The 21,532-nt window shown below is 60.6% G+C and carries 14 protein-coding genes and 2 pseudogenes; 2 read left to right on the top strand and 14 right to left on the bottom strand.

Annotation, left to right across the window (positions count from 1 at the left end):
- Positions 1–17: 17 nt before the first annotated feature.
- The 7 genes and pseudogenes from PV407_RS18840 to PV407_RS18810 form a co-directional block, all read right to left on the bottom strand.
- Positions 18–3,446, bottom strand: a complete 3,429-nt coding sequence (locus tag PV407_RS18840) for a carbohydrate binding domain-containing protein (protein ID WP_332091507.1) — start codon at positions 3,444–3,446, stop codon at positions 18–20.
- A 264-nt stretch (positions 3,447–3,710) separates the two neighbouring features.
- Positions 3,711–5,111 (bottom strand): extracellular solute-binding protein, encoded by a 1,401-nt coding sequence (locus PV407_RS18835; protein ID WP_332091506.1) that lies wholly within the window; start codon positions 5,109–5,111, stop codon positions 3,711–3,713.
- A gap of 77 nt (positions 5,112–5,188) precedes the next feature.
- Positions 5,189–5,845: a FusB/FusC family EF-G-binding protein gene (locus PV407_RS18830; RefSeq protein WP_332091505.1), complete on the bottom strand. Its 657-nt coding sequence runs from the start codon at positions 5,843–5,845 to the stop codon at positions 5,189–5,191.
- A gap of 254 nt (positions 5,846–6,099) precedes the next feature.
- On the bottom strand, positions 6,100–7,875 hold the full coding sequence (locus PV407_RS18825; protein ID WP_332091503.1) for an RNA polymerase sigma factor: 1,776 nt from the start codon (positions 7,873–7,875) through the stop codon (positions 6,100–6,102).
- Between the two features lie 446 nt (positions 7,876–8,321).
- Positions 8,322–8,633 carry a hypothetical protein gene (locus PV407_RS18820; protein WP_332091551.1) on the bottom strand — a complete coding sequence of 104 codons (312 nt, stop codon included), beginning with the start codon at positions 8,631–8,633 and terminating at the stop codon, positions 8,322–8,324.
- A gap of 120 nt (positions 8,634–8,753) precedes the next feature.
- A complete protein-coding gene (locus PV407_RS18815) occupies positions 8,754–8,957 on the bottom strand; it encodes a hypothetical protein (protein ID WP_332091550.1) in 204 nt (67 codons plus the stop codon).
- Positions 8,958–9,387: 430 nt separating this feature from the next.
- Positions 9,388–9,840 (bottom strand): annotated as a pseudogene (locus tag PV407_RS18810) (NTTRR-F1 domain); the annotation flags it as partial.
- A gap of 503 nt (positions 9,841–10,343) precedes the next feature.
- Here PV407_RS18810 and PV407_RS18805 point away from each other — a divergent pair.
- Positions 10,344–11,456, top strand: a complete 1,113-nt coding sequence (locus tag PV407_RS18805) for an ABC transporter ATP-binding protein (protein ID WP_332091502.1) — start codon at positions 10,344–10,346, stop codon at positions 11,454–11,456.
- A gap of 13 nt (positions 11,457–11,469) precedes the next feature.
- Here PV407_RS18805 and PV407_RS18800 read toward each other — a convergent pair whose 3' ends face one another.
- The 4 genes from PV407_RS18800 to PV407_RS18785 form a co-directional block, all read right to left on the bottom strand.
- Positions 11,470–11,928, bottom strand: coding sequence for a DUF6376 family protein (locus tag PV407_RS18800; protein WP_332091501.1), 459 nt, complete (start codon positions 11,926–11,928; stop codon positions 11,470–11,472).
- Between the two features lie 280 nt (positions 11,929–12,208).
- The gene (locus PV407_RS18795) at positions 12,209–13,132 is read right to left on the bottom strand and encodes an acetamidase/formamidase family protein (RefSeq protein ID WP_332091499.1); all 924 of its coding nucleotides are present in this window, start codon (positions 13,130–13,132) and stop codon (positions 12,209–12,211) included.
- A gap of 238 nt (positions 13,133–13,370) precedes the next feature.
- A complete protein-coding gene (locus PV407_RS18790; protein ID WP_332091497.1) occupies positions 13,371–14,600 on the bottom strand; it encodes an amidohydrolase family protein in 1,230 nt (409 codons plus the stop codon).
- A gap of 43 nt (positions 14,601–14,643) precedes the next feature.
- The gene (locus tag PV407_RS18785; protein WP_442951680.1) at positions 14,644–15,867 is read right to left on the bottom strand and encodes an amidohydrolase; all 1,224 of its coding nucleotides are present in this window, start codon (positions 15,865–15,867) and stop codon (positions 14,644–14,646) included.
- Positions 15,868–16,073: 206 nt separating this feature from the next.
- On the opposite strand from PV407_RS18785, the gene PV407_RS18780 reads away from it, so the two are divergent.
- Positions 16,074–16,943 carry a LysR family transcriptional regulator gene (locus PV407_RS18780; protein WP_332091495.1) on the top strand — a complete coding sequence of 290 codons (870 nt, stop codon included), beginning with the start codon at positions 16,074–16,076 and terminating at the stop codon, positions 16,941–16,943.
- A 78-nt stretch (positions 16,944–17,021) separates the two neighbouring features.
- On the opposite strand, the gene PV407_RS18775 is transcribed toward PV407_RS18780, so the two are convergent.
- The 3 genes and pseudogenes from PV407_RS18775 to PV407_RS18765 form a co-directional block, all read right to left on the bottom strand.
- A complete protein-coding gene (locus PV407_RS18775; protein WP_332091494.1) occupies positions 17,022–20,747 on the bottom strand; it encodes a cobaltochelatase subunit CobN in 3,726 nt (1,241 codons plus the stop codon).
- A gap of 65 nt (positions 20,748–20,812) precedes the next feature.
- On the bottom strand, positions 20,813–21,364 hold the full coding sequence (locus PV407_RS18770; protein WP_332091493.1) for a vWA domain-containing protein: 552 nt from the start codon (positions 21,362–21,364) through the stop codon (positions 20,813–20,815).
- Positions 21,316–21,532, bottom strand: a pseudogene (locus PV407_RS18765) (hypothetical protein); the annotation flags it as partial. The gene PV407_RS18770 and the pseudogene PV407_RS18765, both read right to left, overlap by 49 nt.

The raw sequence follows: 21,532 nt of genomic DNA, 5'->3' as shown, positions 1-21,532 counted from the left end.
GTTTCGTATGGCCTTCTTTATTTAACGACGTTAACGATTAAGACGTCGGATGACGTTGCGCCTGCCGCGTTAACGAGCTCGCCGCGATATTCGTACGTCCCGACCGCCCTCCCCGTTATGTTCGTCACGACGTTTTGCGCGTTTGGCGAAGCCGGCTGCAGCGATTTCGTTTCGATTAACCGACCGTTTTCGTACAGACGATATTCGGTGCCGTTCGTCCCCCACCACATATTCATCGTCACGCCGAAAGCGCCGTCGCCGTCCCAATTGTCGGCGGACATCGCCGGCTTGCCCGGAGCGGCGTCGGTCACCTGCACGACAAGAGGCTGGCACGCGGTCGTACCGAAGACGTTGGCGAGCTCGCACGTATACGTGTACGTTCCGTCCACTTTGCCGTATACCGCCGTTTTCACGGTTTGCGGGTTCGGCGAACGGTCCGGCAGCGCCAGCGATTCGATCAACGTGCCGTTTTCGTACAGCTTGAACGAGGTGCCGTTATTGCCCCACCACATGTTCATCGCGACGGTAAAGCTTCCGTCCCGCAATCCGGTATCGTGACCGGAATCGTCGGATAAAACGGGCTTGCCGGGCGCCCCGGTCGCCAGAGGCTTCGCAACGGTAACGGCAACGCGGCCGGTTTCGACCGGCACCCCGTCCATGACCGTTTGCGCCCATATTTCGGCGGAGCCCGGACTTTTGGCGACCAGCCTGCCGCCTTCGACGTTCGCGACCGACGGGTTGCTGCTGAACCATTGCGGGCTTCTCCGCTCCAGCTTTTGCACGGTACGCCCTTTTTCCAGCAGCCCGGTTATGGATACGTCCGCCGATTCGCCGGGGGCGAGCGTCGTCGCGCTTAGGTCCAGACGGGCCCCGATCGGCCGGGCGATCAATCCCGGTATGGACAGTTTCAACAACTCCGTTTCCTCGGTCAAATAAAAATAGCCGAAATCGTCCTGGGCCAGCCAATTCGTCTTGCCCGACTTGCGTATGACTTGCTTCTGCTTCGTCGCCGCGTCGATGACCATAAACTGCCCCGCCTGGGCAATATATACGTTGCCGTCCGGACCGTTCACGAACCGGGCGTCGCGCCAAACCGCGCTGCCGTACGAACGCGTCACCAAATTTTGCCGATGCACCACCTGTCTCGTCTCCGGATCGAAAATGAACAGATCGCCTTCGGCCGAGCCCCATATGTTGCCGTCCGGGCCGACGATCAATTCGGTAATTCCTTTTTTGCCGGGAACGGGCACCGTTTCGTACACTTTTCGCTTGTTCGCCACATCCCATATGAACAGCTTCGCTTCCGTCTCGGTCGGATCGATGCCGAGGCCGCCCCACACGTTCGAGCCGCCGTATACGAATCCGTCCTTGTACGTCACGGCCGTCACGCTCTGCTGATCGACCACGTTCCAATACACTTCGCGCTCTTTCGTTTCCAGGTCGAATATGACGAGCGCTCCGCCGAGAAAGCCGTATTTCGGCACGGTGCCGATCAACAGCTTCCCTTCGTCCGGCATGACCGTTCCGGCGAGTCCGCGATCTTGGTGGCCCACATCGGAGGCGGTAAACAAAAATGCCGGATTCGGACGAACCGGATCTTGCCGGTCCCAAGGCAGCGCCTGATCGTATTCGTACACCCTCATTCCCGTATAGGTGACGTAATACATTTTATCTTTGTAGCCGAACACCCGATCGGTTTGGTTGCCGGGAACCGTTTGCTCGACGCCGACCGTCGTTTTGGAATATTCCTCCCGTTTCCCGTTGACCGGATCGTAAATCGCATTGCCCCCGACTACATACCCGCTCGTATGGACGCGTCCGTCGTTGCCGACCGCCACGGTTTGCAGTACGCTCGGTTCCCCTTCGATCCGCAAAACGGCGCTGCGCGTGTTTCCGGTCGAAACGTTGTATTTGAACAGCCTTCCTTCCGTTACCGCGACCAGCGTATCGCCGGGAAACTGCGGATCGGCAAGCCGGGCGAACGCGAAGCCGTTGGCGTCCGAAAACGTTTCGACGCCGAGCATCGTGTACCGCTTCGTGCCGAAATCGTAGTGGCCGAGCTGCGACGAGGCGGTAAAATATACTTTTGTCGCGTCGGGCGACAGCGGCGAAATCAGCCGCGACGTAACGGGCGCGCTCGTTTCCTCGAATGCGCCCGTATTCAAATCCATGGCGACCGTCGCTCCCGGCGACAGTCTCATAAACAGCTTGTCGCCCGCGACGCTCATGTCCCATACGAATTGGGCGGACGCATACCGGTCCGGAAGCGGAATTTCCGTCTTGGCGCCCGTCTCTCGGTCGTAGCGGATCAGATGGGCGTGCGAGCCGATGCCGAAATAATAATCGTTTCGGGCTTCGTCGTACGCGACCGAGTATAAATAATATTCGTCCGGCGTCGCCCGGCCCAGATTGACCAGCTCGCCGGTCGCGGTATCGTATTCGAACGCTTCGTTTTTGTTGTACGTGCCGCCGATCAAAACGCCCGCAGGCCCGAACTTCAAATCGTACACGGCGGAGCCCGGCATTTTTTTGACGAACCGGACCCGGTCCTCGCCCGGAACGTACTTGAACAAGTTCGTCGGCAAGCCCGCCATGTAGACGGTTCCATCCGGAGCGACCGCAAGACCTCTTACATATTCGCCTTTGTAATAAGTACCGGCGACCGTATCCTCGATCGCGATTTGCTTCAGCACCGTCTCCGCCTCCACGTCGATGACGAGCAGCTTGGCCGGCAAGCCCGACAGCGTCGCGTACGCGATCGTTTTGCCGGACGAATCCGTATGAAAAACGGCGCGGCTGATGTCCACATTATGTACGAACGAGCCCAAATTCGTAAGCTCGTACGGAATCGCCCCCGTATCCACGAGATTTAAACGAAGATCGTCCACGACGGTTGATCCCCTCCCGGCGTTTTGGGAATAAATGAGAACTCTCGCAATGGCGGCACCGGCGGGCGCGTCCGCTTCGACGGAATATTCGGTCCATGCGTTCGAAACCGGCAGCGCAACGAATTTGTTGCTGAGCGAGCCGCTTACGACATCGTCCCCGCTTTGCTTATACGTCCGTATGCCGACGTACATCGTACCGGTCGTGCCGGTCGCATGGAAACGGAGCCGCAGCGTATCGCCGGCGGAAACCTCGACCGGATCGCTATAAGCGACCGCGGCCGTCGATGTCGAATCGTCCGTCACCTTAAGCGCGTACGTTCCTTCGAAGCGGATGCTGTCGGTCGCCTCCATCGAGATTCCCGCCGGATTCGTTCCTCGCAGACGCCATCCCGGAACCGGCCGATCGGCGTCGCCGGGCGTTTCGAAGCCCGGATTGACAAGAAGATTCGGCGGCTTCGAATCGGCCGCGCCGATTTCGGGCAAGCCCGCCAGCATGCCGGTCAACAGGAGGCACCACGCAACCGCAAGGCGCAGCGCCGTTCGCAGCTTGATTGTCAACGTTCATCCCTCCCGAGCGGGGAGCAGCGCTCCCGCTATTTTTTAACGCTTACGGTATGGCTTGGGGCCGTTAAGATCGTCCAGCACTAACCCTATACTGACCCTATATGCAGCATAAATCGTTTTGAAAACGCTGTCAATCGACTGGACGTCGTTTCCGTTCGACTTTAACATGTCTTTAACGTCATAAACTTATTCGGACGGAAGCGATTCCTTCAATGGAAAAACGGCATTCGGGACTCGCCGAACACCGTCTATCGGAGATTAAAGTATCGAAGTGCGATTCATTTCGTACAACGTCCGCTCCATCTGCCTGCACATCGAAGCGCCGTCCTGCAAGCCCGTCAAAAACAGCTCGAAATGCTTCTGGATCGCCGCCAGCTCCCGGGCGTTCAAAGGCAGATGCTCCAATTGGCGGAACGAAGGAATCATGTCTTGAAAAATGCCGAACCGCGGCGGATGCCGGACGTCCGTTTCTCCTTCCCATTCGGCCGCTTGGCGAAGCGCAGGGACGCTGAACGTTCGTTTGCGGATCGCCAGCTGCGACTCGTAGGAAGCGAGAAAATCGACCAGCCGTCTCGCCGCTTCCTTCTTTGCGGACCGGCGGTTGACGACCATGCCGATGCAGGCAAGCAAATTCCGCTTTTCGCGGACATAGGGCAACGGAGCTACGTCGAACCGAATATCGGTTTGCCGCAATTGGTTGAGCGAGAAGTACGTCGTCATGATCATGGACACTCTGCCGTCTTTGAACCATTCCACCGCAGCGCTGTCCAGCCCGGAAAGCATGGCGGGAAATACGCCCGGCTGCTCAAGCAGGCTCCGGCATACGCCGAGGCTTTCGATCAACGCCTCGTCCGGCAACATGTACCGTCCATGCTCGTCCGGCGCAAAATTTACGCCGCTTTGCAGCAGGAATACCGGCCACCGGTTGCGCGACAGCAGATGAAAGCAAAAGCCGAACCGTTCGTTTTCAACCGCCGCGTTCCGGGCGAGCTCGATCAACTCGCTCCATGTCCATTCGTTCGCAGGCTCCGGCAACCGGCGCTCCTTCAGATGGTCGACGTTGTAGCATATGACCAACGGGGAAAACAAGAGCGGCCGTACAAGCAGCCGCCCTTCGAGCGCGAACGGCTCGGTCGTGAACGGATAGCAGTCCGGAAGCGGGGCGAACGGCTCCAGCAGCCGGATTTTCGCCTCGGCCGACATTTGCCGGAACGTATTTTGGTTGACAAAGGCCGCATCCAGGGTGCCTTCGGTCATATGCCGCTCGATATAGCGCGCGTATTCGCCGGTCGGAATCGTCTCGGTTTGCACGCGAATATGCGGATGCTTCTCGTGAAATCGGTCCAGCATGTCCGATATATCGGTTTCGCGGTCGGTCGTGCTGTAAATGCCGACCCGGATCGTCGCCTCTTCGGGAGCCGGCCTAGCGATCACGACGCTGCCGACTCGCGGAATTTTGCGGATGAGCTGTTCCCGGACCAGCTGCTCGAGCCCTTTGCGCACCGAGTCGTTGCCGAGCCGAAACCGTTTCTCCAGCTCGCTTTCGGATGGCAAATATGTGCCGATGCCGCGTTCGCCCGTCATGATTTCGCCGCGAATGGCGTTGATCATCTGGTCGATGCGCGAACGGGAATGTTTGCGGGTCACCTTTTTTTGCATAGCGCTACCTCGCCCTACAAGGTTTAACGAAAAAGCTGCCGAAAAGACTTCGGCAGCTTTGCTTCCCGAATCGTGGATTACGATCCCAATACGGCTTGAATATACGTTTCCAAGGCGGAAACATCGGTCAAGTTTTTGTTGCACGCTTCGCTGTTTACACACAAATAGTTGCCGATCGCCTTGTAATAATCGGGCGAAGCGTTCGCCGGCTTCGTTTTCGCGATCGCCGTAAACAGCGCGACTTCTTCGTGCCGGTTGCAGACGAAGCAGACGCTTTTTTTGTTCGCCGGCGTAAACTTGCCTTCGACGCCGACGAGCTGTCCGTTCAGCTCGTAAACGATAAACAATTTATTCGTCGCGATGTCGGTCCAGCCCAAGTACGTGACTTGGCGGAAATCGGTCGCGGTCAAATCCGGAATTTTCAGCTTCTTGTTTTTGGGAAACAGCTTTTTCAGCTGCGACTCCGTCACATGCGCGAATTCCGTCCGATACGGTTCCAAGCCGAGCAAATATTGCTGGAATTGCGGCGCCGTATTCAATTCGGAAATGGCTTCGAGCGTTTTCCTTTGCTCCTCCGTCGCATGCGGGAAAGCTTGCAGGACGTTCGCATGCGCGTTCGATCGAACCGATTCGACCACTTTCGGGTCGGATACGGTGCTGCACGCATGCAGAAGCAGGTCTGCCTGCTTTTTGATCCAATTGTATTGGTGGTTTCTAATAAATGGTTGGTTCATCGCTTTCAGCCCCTTATGGTTGTTGAGAATCCAGATAAGGTGCAAAGCCCATTCTATTAGAAACGATAAAAGCTTAACGGGCGACAATTAGATAACGAACTGTTCGGCCCCACGCAAAGTATCGCCCCAATATCAGGCTTTGCATGAGTCTAAGCCGATTCCGGCAAACTGATTTGCCATGCGTACCGACCTCCTTCGATACAACCATTATAACGGGGGCCGGCTGAAGCCGCAACCCCGCTGCGATCGTCGGTTTACATGACATAAGCGCGCGGCGGATCGGTGACGATCGGGATATGGCTGCCGGCCGACGGGCTCCGTTCCAGAAGCTCGGCGATTTGTTCGAGGCGTCGCACGCCGGCTTCCTCCGCGGCTTTCGCCTTTCGGAGCAGCGCGATGCCTTTGTTCGCCGTGTCCGGATCGTTCGGTTCTCCGCCGGACGGTGCCGGAAACAGCTCGGCTAGAGCGGCCAGCTGCCTGGAAACGGCGAGATATTGCCCGGACGCATGCATGAATAGCATTCCGATTTCCCGTTCCCGCCATTCGCCGGATTCCCAGCTTTCGGCCAATTCCCGCAAAAAGCCGGCCGCCTTCTCCCTGGCTTCCTTAATGACCGTGATCGTATACGCTTGTCCCAGCGGATCGACCGATTTTCTATGGAGTGCATCGATCCATGCATCGTATCCTTCCAGCCCGTTCGCATATCCGGTAAAAGTTCGTTCGCCGCCGCGCGCATGACGGATGACCATTTTGCACATCCGAAGCGCTTGCTGTTCTTTCGGGATGTCCGTCTTTTCGACGAACCCGAGCACGAACAGCGATTTCGTTTGCAGCGTACCGAGTCGATCGTAAGGAATGGTCTCGTCCGACTTCGAGTCGATGCCGTAAAATAGGTTCGCTTCGTCGTCATACCCGTAAATTAGACCGAACTCCCGATTGATAAGCTCCCAGACGAACGCGGGCATTCCGAGATCGATCGACCGCTGGACGATTCGTATCGCCCGAACGGATAAATCCGGGAGCGGCGGGTCGAAATCGAACGCTTCCGCATATTCGGATTTATACCCGAGCGACAGCAACCCGTTATAAAGATAATAATTCCGGTCGACCATGTTCGTGCTGGACATATCGACGCGTTTTCGCTCGATGTTGATGTTGAAGGCGAACATCAAGAAGCCTTCCGTCCGCAGCAACGACATGTCCGGATCGTCCAGCATGAGCGCGTGGTGAAGGCGATTGTTGAACGTAAGCACCGAAGCTTCGTACGGTTTTAGCATGATCGTTTTGTCCAAAATGACTTTCATCGGTTTCGCCAATCCCTTTCGTCGTAAAATATGATCGCGGATCGCCGCGGCCACGCGCTCCTGCGCGATTTTTCGGCGCGATCTCGAAATGAGCTTGTACACGTTTCCGGTCGTCAAGCCGAACAGCTGCGCGATTTCGCCCGGGGAGCACTCCTCGAAGAAATGGGCTTCGAATACGCGCCGCTCGCGCTCCGTGAGACAGGGCAGCAGGCTGCGGATCATGGCGATGCATTCCGATTTCTCGACGAGAAGCTGCGGATTCGCGTCTTCCTTTTCGCCATTCGGATGAACGCGTTCCGTTAAATAATGCAAAATCGACTCCATGTCGCGCACATCCAATTCCTTCTTCGCAAACGACGGCAGCGTATAGCCGGAAAGCGGCAGCTCCTTTTTATACGGACCTCCCCGCCTCATGCGCATAAGCGCCTGGTTTTTCACGATCGTTCGCAGCCAAGGCAGAAACCTTCCCGTATCGGACAACGAACCGAGATGGAGAAACGCGCGTATCAACGCATCCTGAACGATGTCTTCGGTCAAATGATGATTTCGGGCAATTCGGTTTGCCCAAGTAAACGCCTTCGTCCGGTGCCGTGCGACAAGCTCGTCGAATGCGGCTTTATCCCCCTTGCGAGCGCGTGCTGCGAGCGCTTCGTCGCTTTCGTCGCGAGATTCGGACGGCTGTGAATGATCCGGTTTCGGTGTCAGCGCAATCTCTCCTTTCCGCAATCTATACCATGTTGATGCCGGGCGGTTCAAAAGTCTGACGTTTATCCGAAAAAAAAAGAAGCCGTCCCGCTAGGACGGCCTCTTGATGATAAACGTTCGTCATACCGATTCTTAAACTACCGCACTTCCGGTCGCTCCGGTTTCGCCCGTTGCCCCCGTTGCTCCGGTTGCACCGGTTGCACCGGTCGCGCCTGTCGCTCCGGTTTCGCCCGTAGCTCCTGTCGCTCCAGTTGCTCCCGTCGCTCCAGCTTCTCCTGTCGCTCCAGTTTCGCCTGTCGCTCCAGTTTCGCCCGTCGCTCCGGTTGCTCCCGTCGCTCCAGCTTCTCCTGTCGCTCCAGTGTCGCCCGTCGCTCCGGTTTCACCCGTAGCTCCAGTTGCTCCCGTCGCTCCAGCTTCTCCTGTCGCTCCAGTTGCTCCCGTCGCTCCGGTTTCACCCGTCGCTCCAGTCACACCCGTCGCTCCAGCTTCTCCTGTCGCTCCAGTTGCTCCCGTCGCTCCGGTTTCGCCCGTCGCTCCAGCTTCTCCTGTCGCTCCAGTGTCACCCGTTGCTCCAGTTTCGCCCGTCGCTCCAGTTTCGCCCGTCGCTCCGGTTGCTCCCGTCGTTCCAGCTTCTCCTGTCGCTCCAGTTTCGCCCGTCGCTCCGGTTGCTCCCGTCGTTCCAGCTTCTCCTGTCGCTCCAGTGTCGCCCGTCGCTCCGGTTTCACCCGTAGCTCCAGTTGCTCCCGTCGCACCAGCTTCTCCTGTCGCTCCAGTGTCACCCGTCGCTCCGGTTTCGCCCGTCGCTCCAGTCACACCCGTCGCTCCAGCTTCTCCTGTCGCTCCGGTTTCGCCCGTCGCTCCAGCTTCTCCTGTCGCTCCAGTGTCGCCCGTCGCTCCAGTCACACCCGTCGCTCCAGTTTCGCCCGTCGCTCCGGTTTCGCCTGTCGCTCCAGTTGCTCCCGTCGCTCCAGCTTCTCCTGTCGCTCCAGTTGCTCCCGTCGCTCCAGCTTCTCCCGTCGCTCCAGTTGCTCCCGTCGCTCCAGCTTCTCCTGTCGCTCCAGTTGCTCCCGTCGCTCCAGCTTCTCCTGTCGCTCCAGTGTCACCCGTTGCTCCAGTGTCGCCCGTCGCTCCAGTCACTCCCGTCGCTCCCGTTGCTCCCGTCGCTCCAGCTTCTCCTGTCGCTCCAGTGTTACCCGTAGCACCGGTGTCGCCTGTCGCTCCAGTTGCTCCCGTCGCTCCCGTTGCTCCCGTCGCTCCGGCTTCTCCTGTCGCTCCAGTGTCGCCCGTTGCTCCGGTTTCACCCGTAGCTCCCGTTGCTCCTGTCGCTCCAGTGTCGCCCGTCGCTCCAGTTGCTCCCGTCGCTCCAGTCGCTCCCGTGTCGCCTGTCGCTCCAGTCGCACCCGTTGCGCCTGTACCGCCTGTCGCTCCGGTAACGCCCGCTCCCGTCGAACCGGTCGCCCCAGTTGCACCGGTAGCACCCGTTGCGCCTGTCGCACCCGGAACTCCTTGCGTTCCTGTCGACTCCAACAGCTGGACGTCGTCGACAATCAGATCTGAGGTCCCTGTCTGAGGCTGAATCCCTATATACAGCTGTGCCAGTGTCGCAGTTGGCGGTGCGACGGATGTCAGATGGTTCGCCGTCAGCCAAGTCGCATTATACACACTCGGAATTCTTCCGCTATAGAACGTGACAAGCAGGCCGGTCCCAAGGAAATTATAAGCCTCATCGTAGAAGTTGACGGAAACGAATGCGAACGCGTTCGGCGTCAAGCCGGCGTTGGCCAGCGAAACGAACAGTTCGTACCTCATTCCGGGCGTAACTGGAACGAATTGGGAAATATAGGAGTTGACGTTTCCGCCCGTCAAGCTTGCCGCAAATAATCCGCTGTGGCTGTGAGCCGACGTAACGGTTGCGTTCGAGGATGTCCAAGAGGTCAACAATCCGGATTCGAAATCGCCGTTGACCACAAGGTTGTTGAAAGACATGTGTCGTTTCACCTTCCATTCTGTTACGATTTGCTTCTCCTATCCGATAGATTTCTATATTCAAGGACAAAGCATAATTCAATGTATGCCGACGGTATACGATTGGAACCGGTTTTTCGGCAAAATAGGTCGGTGCCGCCGTTTTTCGGTTATTTTGCCATAACGGATGAATATGCCGCGTCCGGAAAAGTCCGCCATCCTTTTGTGTCGGCAAACAAATAAACCGCCTTTCGGCGGCTCGGAATCTATCGAATAGCGGAGCGACTCTTTGAACGTTTAGAAGGATTGCGACTTTTTAACCGGGGGCATCGACCCGCTCGGAGCGATAACGAACATGGATTGTCCTTGAATGGAGATCCATCCGCTGCCCTCCCGCGGAGCGGAGTCCGCATTTAACCAATCTTAACAAAACGATCGGGCATTTCCTTATATAATGGATGTCGGAGCTGCATATCTCCGCCAATCCCGTTGCAATCACCCGCATAAATGGAGGTAATCGGTTCATGTCGCGAGTAACGCTCAACCAAGTCTGCAAGCAATACGGCAAAAACAAACCGCGTGTCGTCAAACATTTCAACCTGGAAATCGAGGATAAGGAGTTCGTCGTCTTCGTCGGTCCGTCCGGCTGCGGCAAATCGACCGTGCTCCGCATGATCGCGGGCCTCGAAGACATCAGCGAAGGCGAAATTTACATAGGCGACGTGCTCGTCAACGAGCTTCCTCCGAAAGACCGCGACATCGCCATGGTGTTCCAAAACTACGCGCTGTACCCGAACATGTCCGTGTACGAAAACATCGCCTTCGGCCTGCGGCTGCGCAAAATGCCGAAGCACGAAATCGACATCGCCGTCAAACGGGCGGCGCGCGTGCTCGAAATCGAAGCGTATCTCGACCGCAAGCCGATGCAGCTGTCCGGCGGCCAGCGCCAGCGGGTCGCACTCGGCCGCGCGATCGTGCGCAACCCGCAGCTGTTTTTGATGGACGAGCCGCTGTCGAATCTCGACGCCAAGCTGCGGGCGCAAATGCGCTCCGAGCTGATCCGGCTTCATAAGCAGCTCGGCGTTACAACGATTTACGTCACCCACGACCAAACCGAGGCGATGACGATGGCGACCCGGGTCGTCGTCATGAAGGACGGCGTCATCCAGCAGGTCGACACGCCCGAAGAAATTTACAACAACCCCGCGAACACGTTCGTGGCCGGTTTTATCGGCTCGCCGCCGATGAACTTTATGGACGGAATACTCGAGGAGCATGGCGGCAGGCTCGAATTTCGTACGAACGGCTTCGCGCTGGAAATTCCTCGTCGTATCGCCAAAGCGCCGGCCGTCGACCGGCTTGCGGGCCGATCCGTTACGCTGGGCATCCGTCCGGAGCATGTCGGCGTGGACGACGCCCGCGACGCCGGTCAAGGCGCGGTCATCCGCGGATCGGTCATCTACAGCGAATTGATGGGAGCCGACCGGTTCGTGCACCTCGATGTCCGAACGCCGGCTCCGATCGTAGCGCGAACCGCTCCCGGCCGTATGCTTCCCGCCGAGTCGCCCATGTCGATCGTGATCGATATGCAAAAAGCGCTGTTTTTCAACCCCGAAAACGGCGAAAGGCTCGATTAGGCTTTCTACTCGTTTACGGGGCGGGCCGAAGCTCCTTGATTTTGTCCAGCAGCGCGGTTATCGGGGCTACCGCCTCGGCGATGCCCGAGCCGCTCCAGCTCCAGTTGCCGCTGCGGATTTGCTCGGAGTAGGCGTCCAATTTAATCCGCAGCGCTTCGTTGTGCTCCACGAGCTGCCGGTGAATCGATTTGGCGAATTCCGGCGGCTCGATCCGGTTGAACTCCGCGATGGACGCCTTCATCTCGGCCAGCTTCGCCCGGAGCTGCTCGCGCGCCTTCTCGTCCATAACCGCCTGTTCGGCAAGCGAGGCGGCCCCGGAGACGAAAGCCGTCGCTTCGTTGATATAGCCGGTCGCATCGTTCACGTAGCCGATCGTCTCGTTCACGCCGTCCAGCAGTCCGCAGCCGGTTAATGCGGCGAGCGCAAGCAAGACGGCGGCGAGCATGGCGGCCGCTTTCCTTTTTGGTGTCATCCGACATTCCTCCCTTAAGTCGTATCCCGCGTCAAGAGAGGGCAAAAACAAAACGAGACCCTTACCCTCGAACGGGTAAAAGTCTCGCCTGCAACGTATCGCTGCCGGCAAAGCCGGGAAACGCGATGCTTCCGTAATGACGACTTTGCCGAATCGGCTACTCCCTTTTAAACTACGCTTTGCCTTCATTATACCGTCCGGCTCGATCTCCGGTCAACAGGCCAAAGCCGCTGGAGCTTACGGCACCCGGTCCGCGTACGGACATTCTGGTCCGCCCCGACTACGACGTCGCCACGCCGGGCAAATAAGCTTTGTCGATCAGGCATACGACCGAATAGGCCGGGTTGTACACGTTCGCGATCTCGTATCGAACCGTCTGTCCGAGCAGTTGGCTCGCCTCCTGTACCGTCAGCTTGTAATCTTCGGTCAGCCAGCGCAGCATTTCCGTCGTCGCGTACTGCAGCGCTTGATCGAGCGGTCTGGCATTGCCTACCGTGAATATGCGGTCCTCCGTCTCCCCTCGCGGCCAGCCGATCGCGCGCCCTTTCAGGACGGTAACGGTGAATCGCACGGACATCGAGATTTCCAAACCCGTTCCGGCGATTTCTCCGTCCCCCTGCAGCGCGTGACCGTCGCCGAGATGGAGCAGCGCGCCAGGAGCGAACACGGGAAAGTATGCGGTTACGCCGGCGACGAAGCCGCGATAATCCATATTGCCTCCGTGCTCTCCCGACGTCGACGTCGAGATCGCCTGCCCCCGCGCCGGAGCGACGCCGAAGCAGCCGAGAAACGGGCGGAGCGGCAGCCGGCGCCCGGCCCAATAACCGGCGCGAGCATCCTCCAGCTCGGCGCAGCCTTCCGCGGCGTTCACCTTCCAGCGCCGTATGTCCGCTTTCGGCAAGCGGGCGGCGAACTCCGGATCGACCACGTTCGGCGACAGGACGTCGGACGCCCAGGCCCACTCCCGGTTCGGCACGATGCGCTCGAAGCGAACCGCCAGCGTATCCCCCGGCTCCGCGCCCGCTACATGGATCGGGCCGGTCATCGGATTGCCTCTTGCCGCGGCTTGGTCCCCGGCGCTGTCCCAGCCGCGTGCGTCGACCGTCGTCGTCTGCACTGTATCGCCGCTTTCGACGTACAATGCGGGTTCGTGCGAGCCGATCGTATTCCAATATACGGTCGGCGTAAACGGATGGTCCGCCATATGAAGCTCACTCCTGTTCGAAGGTCGATAGCTCGCTTGCGACCGGTTATCCGCGTCAATCAGTCGAATGGCCGGGCGCTGCAACACTCCTAATTTGCCATGCGGCCGGCAGTTCGTCAACCGTCTTTTTTCCGGCTCGGACAATGCGCTGCAGCCGTCAATCGGCAGATGGGCGGCGGTTCGCGATCCGGCGACCGGAAGCTTCCGGTACCTCGGACTTATGTCTTGTCAAGCCGAACTATCGATTCGAAGCAGACGATACGAGCTTCCCTTTAAAATAAACGTCTCTCCGTTTTGCTCTCCGCGCTACCGCCTCGGCGGCGCAGCTCGCGTCCGTCAGCACCATGCTCGCTTCCGACCCGACCGCGGGCCATGCGCGGCTGCCGGAATCGTCCAGCGGAAGAACGCCGCCCGTAATGAAGCCGAGCGCCTTTTCCAGGCCGCGTTCGTCGCTCCAGCCGCAGCATTCCGCCAAACGGCCCGCCTTCTCCAGCATGTCGCCGGTGCCGAACGGGGACCAATGGTCGGTGATCGAGTCTTGCCCCAGATGGACCCGTACTCCTTTTCGATGCAGCATCGGAATCGGCATCGTCCGCGCTCCGATCGGAACGGCCGAGGCGACGTCCATGCGCAGAGCCGCCAAGAGATCGGCCGCATCCGCCGCCGCTTCCGCGGAAACGCCGGCCAGGCCGAACGCGTGACTGATCGTTACTTTGCCTTGCCAGCCCGCCTGTTCCGTAAGCCGTGCGAGCCGCCGCATCGTAAAGACGCCCAAATGATCCGGATCGTGCAAATGCAAATCGACGCCGGCCCCCGCTTCCGTCGCCAATTCCATCATCGCCTGCAGCGACGCTTCGATATTGCCGTCGACCGTCGCCGGATCGACGCCGCCGACCAGCGTTGCGCCATGCCGCAGCGCTTCCTTGACCAACGGAACCGCATTCGAGCGCAGCAGCCCGTGCTGAGGAAAGGCGACGATTTCCGCCGACAATGTTCCGCGAAACGTCTCCAGCGCCCGCACGGTCGCTTCCAGATTGGCGAGTCCGACGATCGGGTCGATGTTGCAATGGGCGCGCACGTGCGTGACGCCATGCGAAACGAGCAGGCCGAGCAGCTTTTCCGCTCGCTCCCGCGCCACGGGAAGCTGCCGGGGAAGCAGCTCCTCCTCTTCGCGAAGACGCGAGAAAATGCCGTGCGGCGCCGGGCGGACCGCTTTCCACGGACCGCCGTAATATGTTTTGTCGAGATGGATGTGCATGTCCCGAAACGGCGGCAGCGCCAGCATGCCTTTCCCGTCTGCGACGCGCGCATCCGCCGCGAGCGGACTTGACGCAGGCGAAATGTCCGCGATTTTGCCGTCCTCGATCCGCAGGCGGCACAGTTCCGTCTTCGTCGCGGCGATCCGGGCGTCTTCCATTTCGTATCCGCTTTCGAGACGGACGTTGTCGAGCCAGTAGCTTTCGGTCATTTCGTATCCTCCTTCGCATTCGCCGTTTCGTGGCCGGATGCGTTTAGTTCCAGCCGCCCGCAACCAGCTTGCCCCGGTGCATCACCGCTTGCCGGCTCGCCCTGCGCGCGACGGCCTCCGCCGTACAGCCGGCATCAACGAATACGATATTCGCTTCGTCTCCGACCGACGGCCATACCCGCCTTCCTTCCCGCAGCGGCGTTTTACCGTCCGTAATAAAGCCGAGCGTTTCGGCAAGCTGTTTTTCGCTTCTGCGACCGAACCGCTCCGCCAGACGCCCTGCCCGTTCCAGCAAATCTCCGCTGCCGAAGGGCGACCAGCTGTCGAAAATGTTGTCGCACCCCGCGGCAACGCGCAAGCCTTTGGCATGAAGCAGGTTGACGGGTGGCATCGACCGGCCGACCGGCACGCTCGTGATGACCGAGATACGCAGCGCCGCCAGCATGTCCGCGACGTCCCCGGCTTCCTCCTGCGATATGTCGCCGAGGCAGAATGCGTGGCTGACGGCGACCCGACCTTGCCAGCCGGCCTCCTCCGTAAGCCGGGCCAGCCTTTGGATCGTGAACAGCCCGAGATGGCCCGGATCGTGCAAATGCAGGTCGACGTCCGCATCCGCCTCGACGGCCAGCTCCATCATTTGCCGCAGCGACGCTTCGATATCGCCGTCCACATTCGCCGGGTCGACGCCGCCTACAAGGCTGGCGCCTTGCCGTAGCGCATCCCGGACCAGGCCCGCCGAGCCGGAACGCAGCAGCCCGTGCTGCGGAAAGGCGACGATTTCGGACGTCAACTTCCCTTCGAATGCGGCCAACGCTTCTTGTACCGCCTCCAAGTTGTTCAAACCGGCTTCCGGGTACAAATCGACGTGGGTGCGAATGTGGGTGGAGCCGGCACGCAGCATTCGGTCCAGCAGCAGCTCGGCCCGCTCCCACGTCGTCGTCGGGACGGAGTCCAGCGTTCGTTTTTCCGTTTCGAAAATGTCGAACAGGCTTGCCGCCGGGCGGGGTGCGCGCCACCGATCCCCGAGCAGCGTTTTGTCGAGATGGCAGTGCTTTTCGACGAAGGCGGGAAGCGCCAATAGCCGGCCGGCGTCGGCTTGCGGCGCATCGTCGGAGAGCGCTTCGTCGGCGGGGACGATTTCCGCGATGCGTCCGTCCGCGATCCGCATATGGCAAAGCCCGGTTTCCGTCCCGACGACGGCTTCATTCTCGTACATATAGCCGCTTTCCAAGCGAACGTGTTTGATCCAATAGGAGGGGGAGCTCATGGCGTTCATCATCCTTTCGTCGTGCGGCGGTCGGGGCGAAGCGACCCGTCCGTTCCGTTCGTGTCCGTTCCGTTCGTATGGGCTTGCCTCGCGGCCCCTTCTGTCGCGATGTACGCTTTTATGCTACCATGAGATTGACATATATGAAAAATATACTTTTTGTAGCACATCCATACGTTAATCGTATAGTACGGGAGGCATCGATTATGGATATCCGGCAGCTGCGCTATTTCATCGCGATCGCCGAAGAGAAGCAAATATCCGCCGCCGCGAAAAGGCTGCATATCGCCCAACCGCCGTTAAGCCAGCAGTTGAAGACGATGGAGCGGGAGCTCGGCGTAAGGCTCGTCGAGCGGGTCGGCAAAGGAATCGTTTTGACCGAAGCCGGGCAAGCGCTGTACCGGCATGCGCTAAGCATCGCCGGCATGCTGGAGGACGCGGAGAACGAAGTGAGGCAGGTCGGCGCGGGCACGAAAGGAGTGCTGACGATCGGCATCAATACGCTGTCGTCCGACGCGCTTCCGGAGCTGCTCCGCCGGTTTCGGCAGGCGTATCCGGACGTCGCGTACGACATTCGGCAAAACGAATCCGCCCAGCTGCTGAGACTCGTCAAGGAGCGCGTCGTCGAATTGGCGATCGTCCGCCAGCCGCTCGAGCTCACCGACTTTTCCGTTGTCCATTTGCAAACGGAACGATTTTGCTTGATCGCCGCGAACGCGTTCGAAGCCGGACCGGAACCGATCACGTACGAGCGGATCGGCCGCTTCCCGCTCATCGTACCCAGCACGGAAGGGCTCGGGGTGCATCATCTCGTCATGGAGCAGTTCGTACGCCGCCGTTTGCAGCCGAACGTCGTTTGCGCATGCTCGGACGTCGCCCTGCTGATGGAGCTGGTCGCATCGGGCTTCGGCGTCGCGATCGCGCCCGAAACGGTCGCGAAGCTGCACAAAGGCCGCGCCGTGCGCGCGTACGAAATCGCCGATTCGGAGCAGCAATCGGCATCGGTGCTCGTCTGGCTGAAGCAGTACCCTTTATCGAATACGGCGCAAAACTTCGTTCGGCTTGTGACGGACTAGCGATAAGCCGCCGACGGATTCGCCCGGACGACAAACAGCCCTTTGCATCGCGCATGCAAAGGGCCGGAAAAATATCGTTCAATGCGCCGCGTTCGCCGCCCGGCCCGTTTCGCCGGCCGTCGTCCGTTCCAAATCGCCTTCAAGCTGCAAAAACGTTTGACGAAGCCGTTCCAGCACTTGCTCGTCCGGCCGCCAGTATCCTCTCTGCCCGCTTTCGAGAAGCGTTTCGACCAAGTCGCGATACGCCCACCGGTTGTTTGCGGTCATTTGGCGCCTCCTCGACTCGTCCACGACGTAAACGTCATGCAGCCGGTCGAACACCCACTCGTCCACCTTCCCCGTCGTTGCCGCCAACCCGAGCACGTATTCGAAGCGGCGGGCGATTTGCTGCGCCCCGTGATACGGATGCTCCAGCAGCGCGTCGATCCATTTCGGATTGGTCAGCCGGGTGCGCACGCCGCGGGCGATCGCACGCTCCACGGGCTCGGTCGCGACGCGCTCGCCGGTCGTGTCCGCGATATGGATATCGACGCTGCGGCCTTTCGCCAGCTCGACGGATTTGGATAACCCGCCGAAATATTCGTAATAATGGTCGGAATCCGTCACTTCCCGCTCATGGCTCGAACGAATTTGCGAAACGATGTCGACCGCCTGCAAATGAAGGCGGAACAGCTCCGGCTCGGCGCGGCCGCGCTCGTTCAGGCTGTAGACATAGTGCTGGCTGTCCGCGTATGCGCGCCCCAGCTCGGCCTCCTCGCTCCAATGTTTCGTCTCGACCAGGCGGGCGACGGTCGTGCCGTATTCGCCTTCCGCCGGACCGAACATGCGCGCGGACGCCAAATCCGCGGCTTTCTCCGGGGCATAGCCCATGGCAAGCAGCTCTTCCGCCGTTTTGCGCGAGCAGGCTTTAAACCGGTTCAGCTCGTCGGGCTCATCCAGCTCGGATACGCGGCGGAACAACCGGTTCAAGTCGTCCAGCACGTTCGGAAACATGTCGCGGAACAGGCCGGTCATATGGACGGCGACGTTGAGGCGCGGTCTGCCGAGCTCGTTCAGCGGCACGATCTCGTATTCGGTGCGGAACGTCCCGCTTCCGCCGCCGACGCGAACGCCCAAATAATGCAAGATTTGCCCGATCGTTTCGCCCTGCGTCCGCGACGTTTCGATCCCCCACAGAACGACCGCCGTCGTATTCGGATAGTCGCCGTGCGCTTCGCGGTATTGCCGGATCGATTGCTCGGCGACGGCCGCCCCCCGTTCCGCCGCCGTGCGGCTCGGTACGGCGCGGGGATCGAACTGAACGAGATTGCGTCCGGACGGAAGCACGTCCGGGGTGCGGATCGCGTCGCCCGCCAGCTTCGCGGGAACGTATTTGCCTTCGAGCGCGAGTAAGAAGTTTTCTTTCTCCTCGTTCGCCATCGAGCTTGCGTACGCTTTGTAGCCGTACGCCAGAGCGCGAAGCAGCTCGGCCTGCAGCGCCGGATCGTCGTCCGCGTACGCCGCCGGCAGCCGCCGCGTTTCGATGTAAGCGCGGACGAGCGCTTCCGCCTCCAGGTCCAGCTCCGCCAGCGCATCCGCACGGACGCCCTTGCCAGGGGCGTCGGCGTTCCAGCCTCTCCGCTCGGCAAGCAAGCCGCGCAAGGAGCGCGCTTCCCCCCGCTCGTGACGAAGCACGAACCGCATATGGGCGGCCGCCTCCTCCGGAGAATAGCCGTCTCCGAGCACATGAAGCCCGCTCGGGATGAGAGACCGTTTCATCCGGTACAGCTCCTCCTCCAACCGTTCCGGCGTTTCCGCCCGAACCTGGAGAGCTTCCGCCGTCTCGCGCAGCTTCCGCTTAACGTCCTCGCACCGACCCGGGTCCAGCTGCTCCGCCTCGCGGTATTCGTGGAGCAGCGTCTCGAGATCGATCCACTCCCCGTACAGCTCCGCCTCGGCGAACGGCGGCGCCTGGTAGCCGATCAGCACGGCGCGGCTGCGGCGTTTGGCGATCATCGCTTCGGACGGATTGCCGACATAGTAGAAGTAAATATGCGGCAAATCGCCGATCAACTCGTCCGGCACGCAGTCCCCCGACATGCCGCATTCTTTGCCGCGCTGAAATTCCAGCGTGCCGTGCGTGCCGATATGAACGACGGCGTCGGCGCCGAGCTCGTCGCGAATCCATTCGTAGAACGCCGTATACTGGTGCGTCGGCAGCAGCGAACGGTCGTGCACCGTCCGCTCCGGATGCTCGTGAATGCCGCGCGAAGGCTGCAAGCCGATAAAGACGTTTTTGTTCATCAACCCCGGAATGAGAAACGCGCCTTCGTCGGTCATCACGTCTCCGGGGGGCTCGCCCCAGCGCGAGACGGCTTCCTCGCCCCACGCTTTGCCGCGCAGCTTGCCGGCAAAGCCCGGATCGGCGTAGCGGATCATGCCGGCCGAGGCCGATTCCCCGGTCCATTGCCCGGAATTGACCAGACCGCCGCCGGCGAATTGGGTACGCAGCTCCTCCGCGGAAAGCTCCTCCACGTCGTAGCCGCGCTCCTTCAGCCAGGTAAGCAGCCGCGAGACAGACGCGAACGTATCGAGAAACGAGCCGCCGAACACGTTCGATTCGCCGGGCGGGTAGTTGTAGCCGACAAGCGCCAGCTTTTTGTCGCGATTCGGCTTGCGCTGCAGCTCGAGCCACCGCCGGATGCGGCGAACGAGCCGCTCCGCCCGTTCGGGAATGAGCGCGAGCCGGTTCAAGGCGACGCCGAGCCCGGCATCGTCCCCTTCGCGCCGCAAGGCGGCGACGGGCACCGTTTCGATGCCGCCGTCCATTTCCGGCAGCGCGACCTGCACGAGAAGCTGCGACGGCGACAGCCCGCGGACCGACCCGGCCCACTCGTCCTCCGTCGTCCCGGACATGAAAAACGGGTGCAGCATCGGCGCTTCGAACGCTTGCAGCATGGTCGCGGCGTTCGCCGACGTTTCGCCCGAAGGTCCGATCCCGAGTCGAAACGGCAAAAAGTTCACGATCAGGCTCGCCTTCCCCTTCTCGCCGGACAACAGCTCGCGCAGCCGGTCGAGCGGCACGTTCATGACCGACGGAAACGCGATCGGCAGCGCCTCGGCAAACGGTTCGATCCTATCGCGGATCCGCCCGATGCAATCCGCCGTATCCGGATTGCCGTTGCCGAGAAACAGGAGCGCCACGGTCGGCCGGCCGCCGTCATAGCCGCGGCTCGCCCGATATTCGTCCGGGGACGAAAACGCCGTTCGGCTCGCCGGATCGAAGACGCAAAGCTCGCGCACGCAAACCGGATCGGCCGGCTCCGGCAAATTCGCGCAGCCGCCGTACGCTTTGCCGGCGAGACAAAGCAAGCCGAGCATGTTGGCCGCTCCGCCGCCCCGCCAATAGTCGTTCATTAGCGCGTACCGCCGGTAATCGTCGCGCTTGTCGGGCGGTACGGACATGTCCGCCCGCGGAATCGGCCGAGCCGGCAAATCGCCCGCCGTCAGCGTACCGAGCCGAAGCAGCGAACGGATGTCCGACGAATCGCCGCCGATCGGAACGGTATGCGCCGGGCCGTTCCGGACGATAGCGGAGACGGCCGCGACCGTTTCTTTGCGAACCCCGTGCGCGTCGAACAAAATCAGGTCGGCCTCCGCCGCCATTCGTCCGATCTGTTCGATCGGGACGGAAGATGCCCGGCGGTCGCCCAAATCGATCACGACGAGCCGAAGCTCGCTCCGCTGTTCGTCGGTCAGTCTCCGGTACGCCTCCGCCAAATGCGTTTGCGCCGTCTCTCCGCTCGTCAGTACGGTTATATTCATCCCCGATCACTCTCCCGATAAATGGATCCGATACAACGTATGGAGACCCGGCGGACTTAAACCGGTCACGTCCGCCTCATGCCGCGGACGGCCCGCTCGATAGCACCCGCCTCCAGCTCCTCCAGCCGGCAATACCGCGCCCGCAAGTCGTCCGCCAGCAATCGGGCGAAGCCGAGCCGGACGAACCCTTGCTCCGTGTCGATGACGAGCGACTGCACGCCGGCTGCGGCGATATGCCGCGCGGCGGCGCGGCTCTCCAGCCACGGATCGCCGTCCGGATCGCGGCATGCGTTCGCTTTGCCGTCCGTAATGACGATCATCGCCGGCACGAGCCCGTTCCGTTTGCGCATCGCGACCCGGATGGCGTCCGCTCCTTCCAGCAGCCCGGCGGCGAGCGGCGTCGTCCCCCCGGTCGGCATCGCGCGCAGCTTCCGTCCCGCCAGCTCGACGCTGCGGGTCGCCTCCAGCAGCAGCTCCGCCCCGCTCCCGCGAAACGCGACCAGACCGACATGGTCGCGCTGCCGATAGGCGTCGCGAAGCAGCGACAGCACCGCTCCTTTGACGGCTTTCATCCGCTTCGCGGCGTGCATCGAGCCGCTGGCGTCGACGACGAACATGAGCAGCGTTCCGGCGCGGCTTTCGCGCACTTTGTCGCGCAGTAGCCGGCCTCGTCGATTTTGCCCATAATGAATTTCGTCTGGGCGTCGTTGATCTGCTGCTCCAGCTCCTGGTCGCGCTCGGAAAACGTCGCCGACGTCAGCGTCAGCGCCGGGTTGGAGACGATA

This window comes from Paenibacillus sp. GYB003, from assembly GCF_036577625.1.
Taxonomy (GTDB): Bacteria; Bacillota; Bacilli; order Paenibacillales; family NBRC-103111; genus Paenibacillus_AB.
This window is presented reverse-complemented; position numbering and strand designations above follow the sequence as displayed.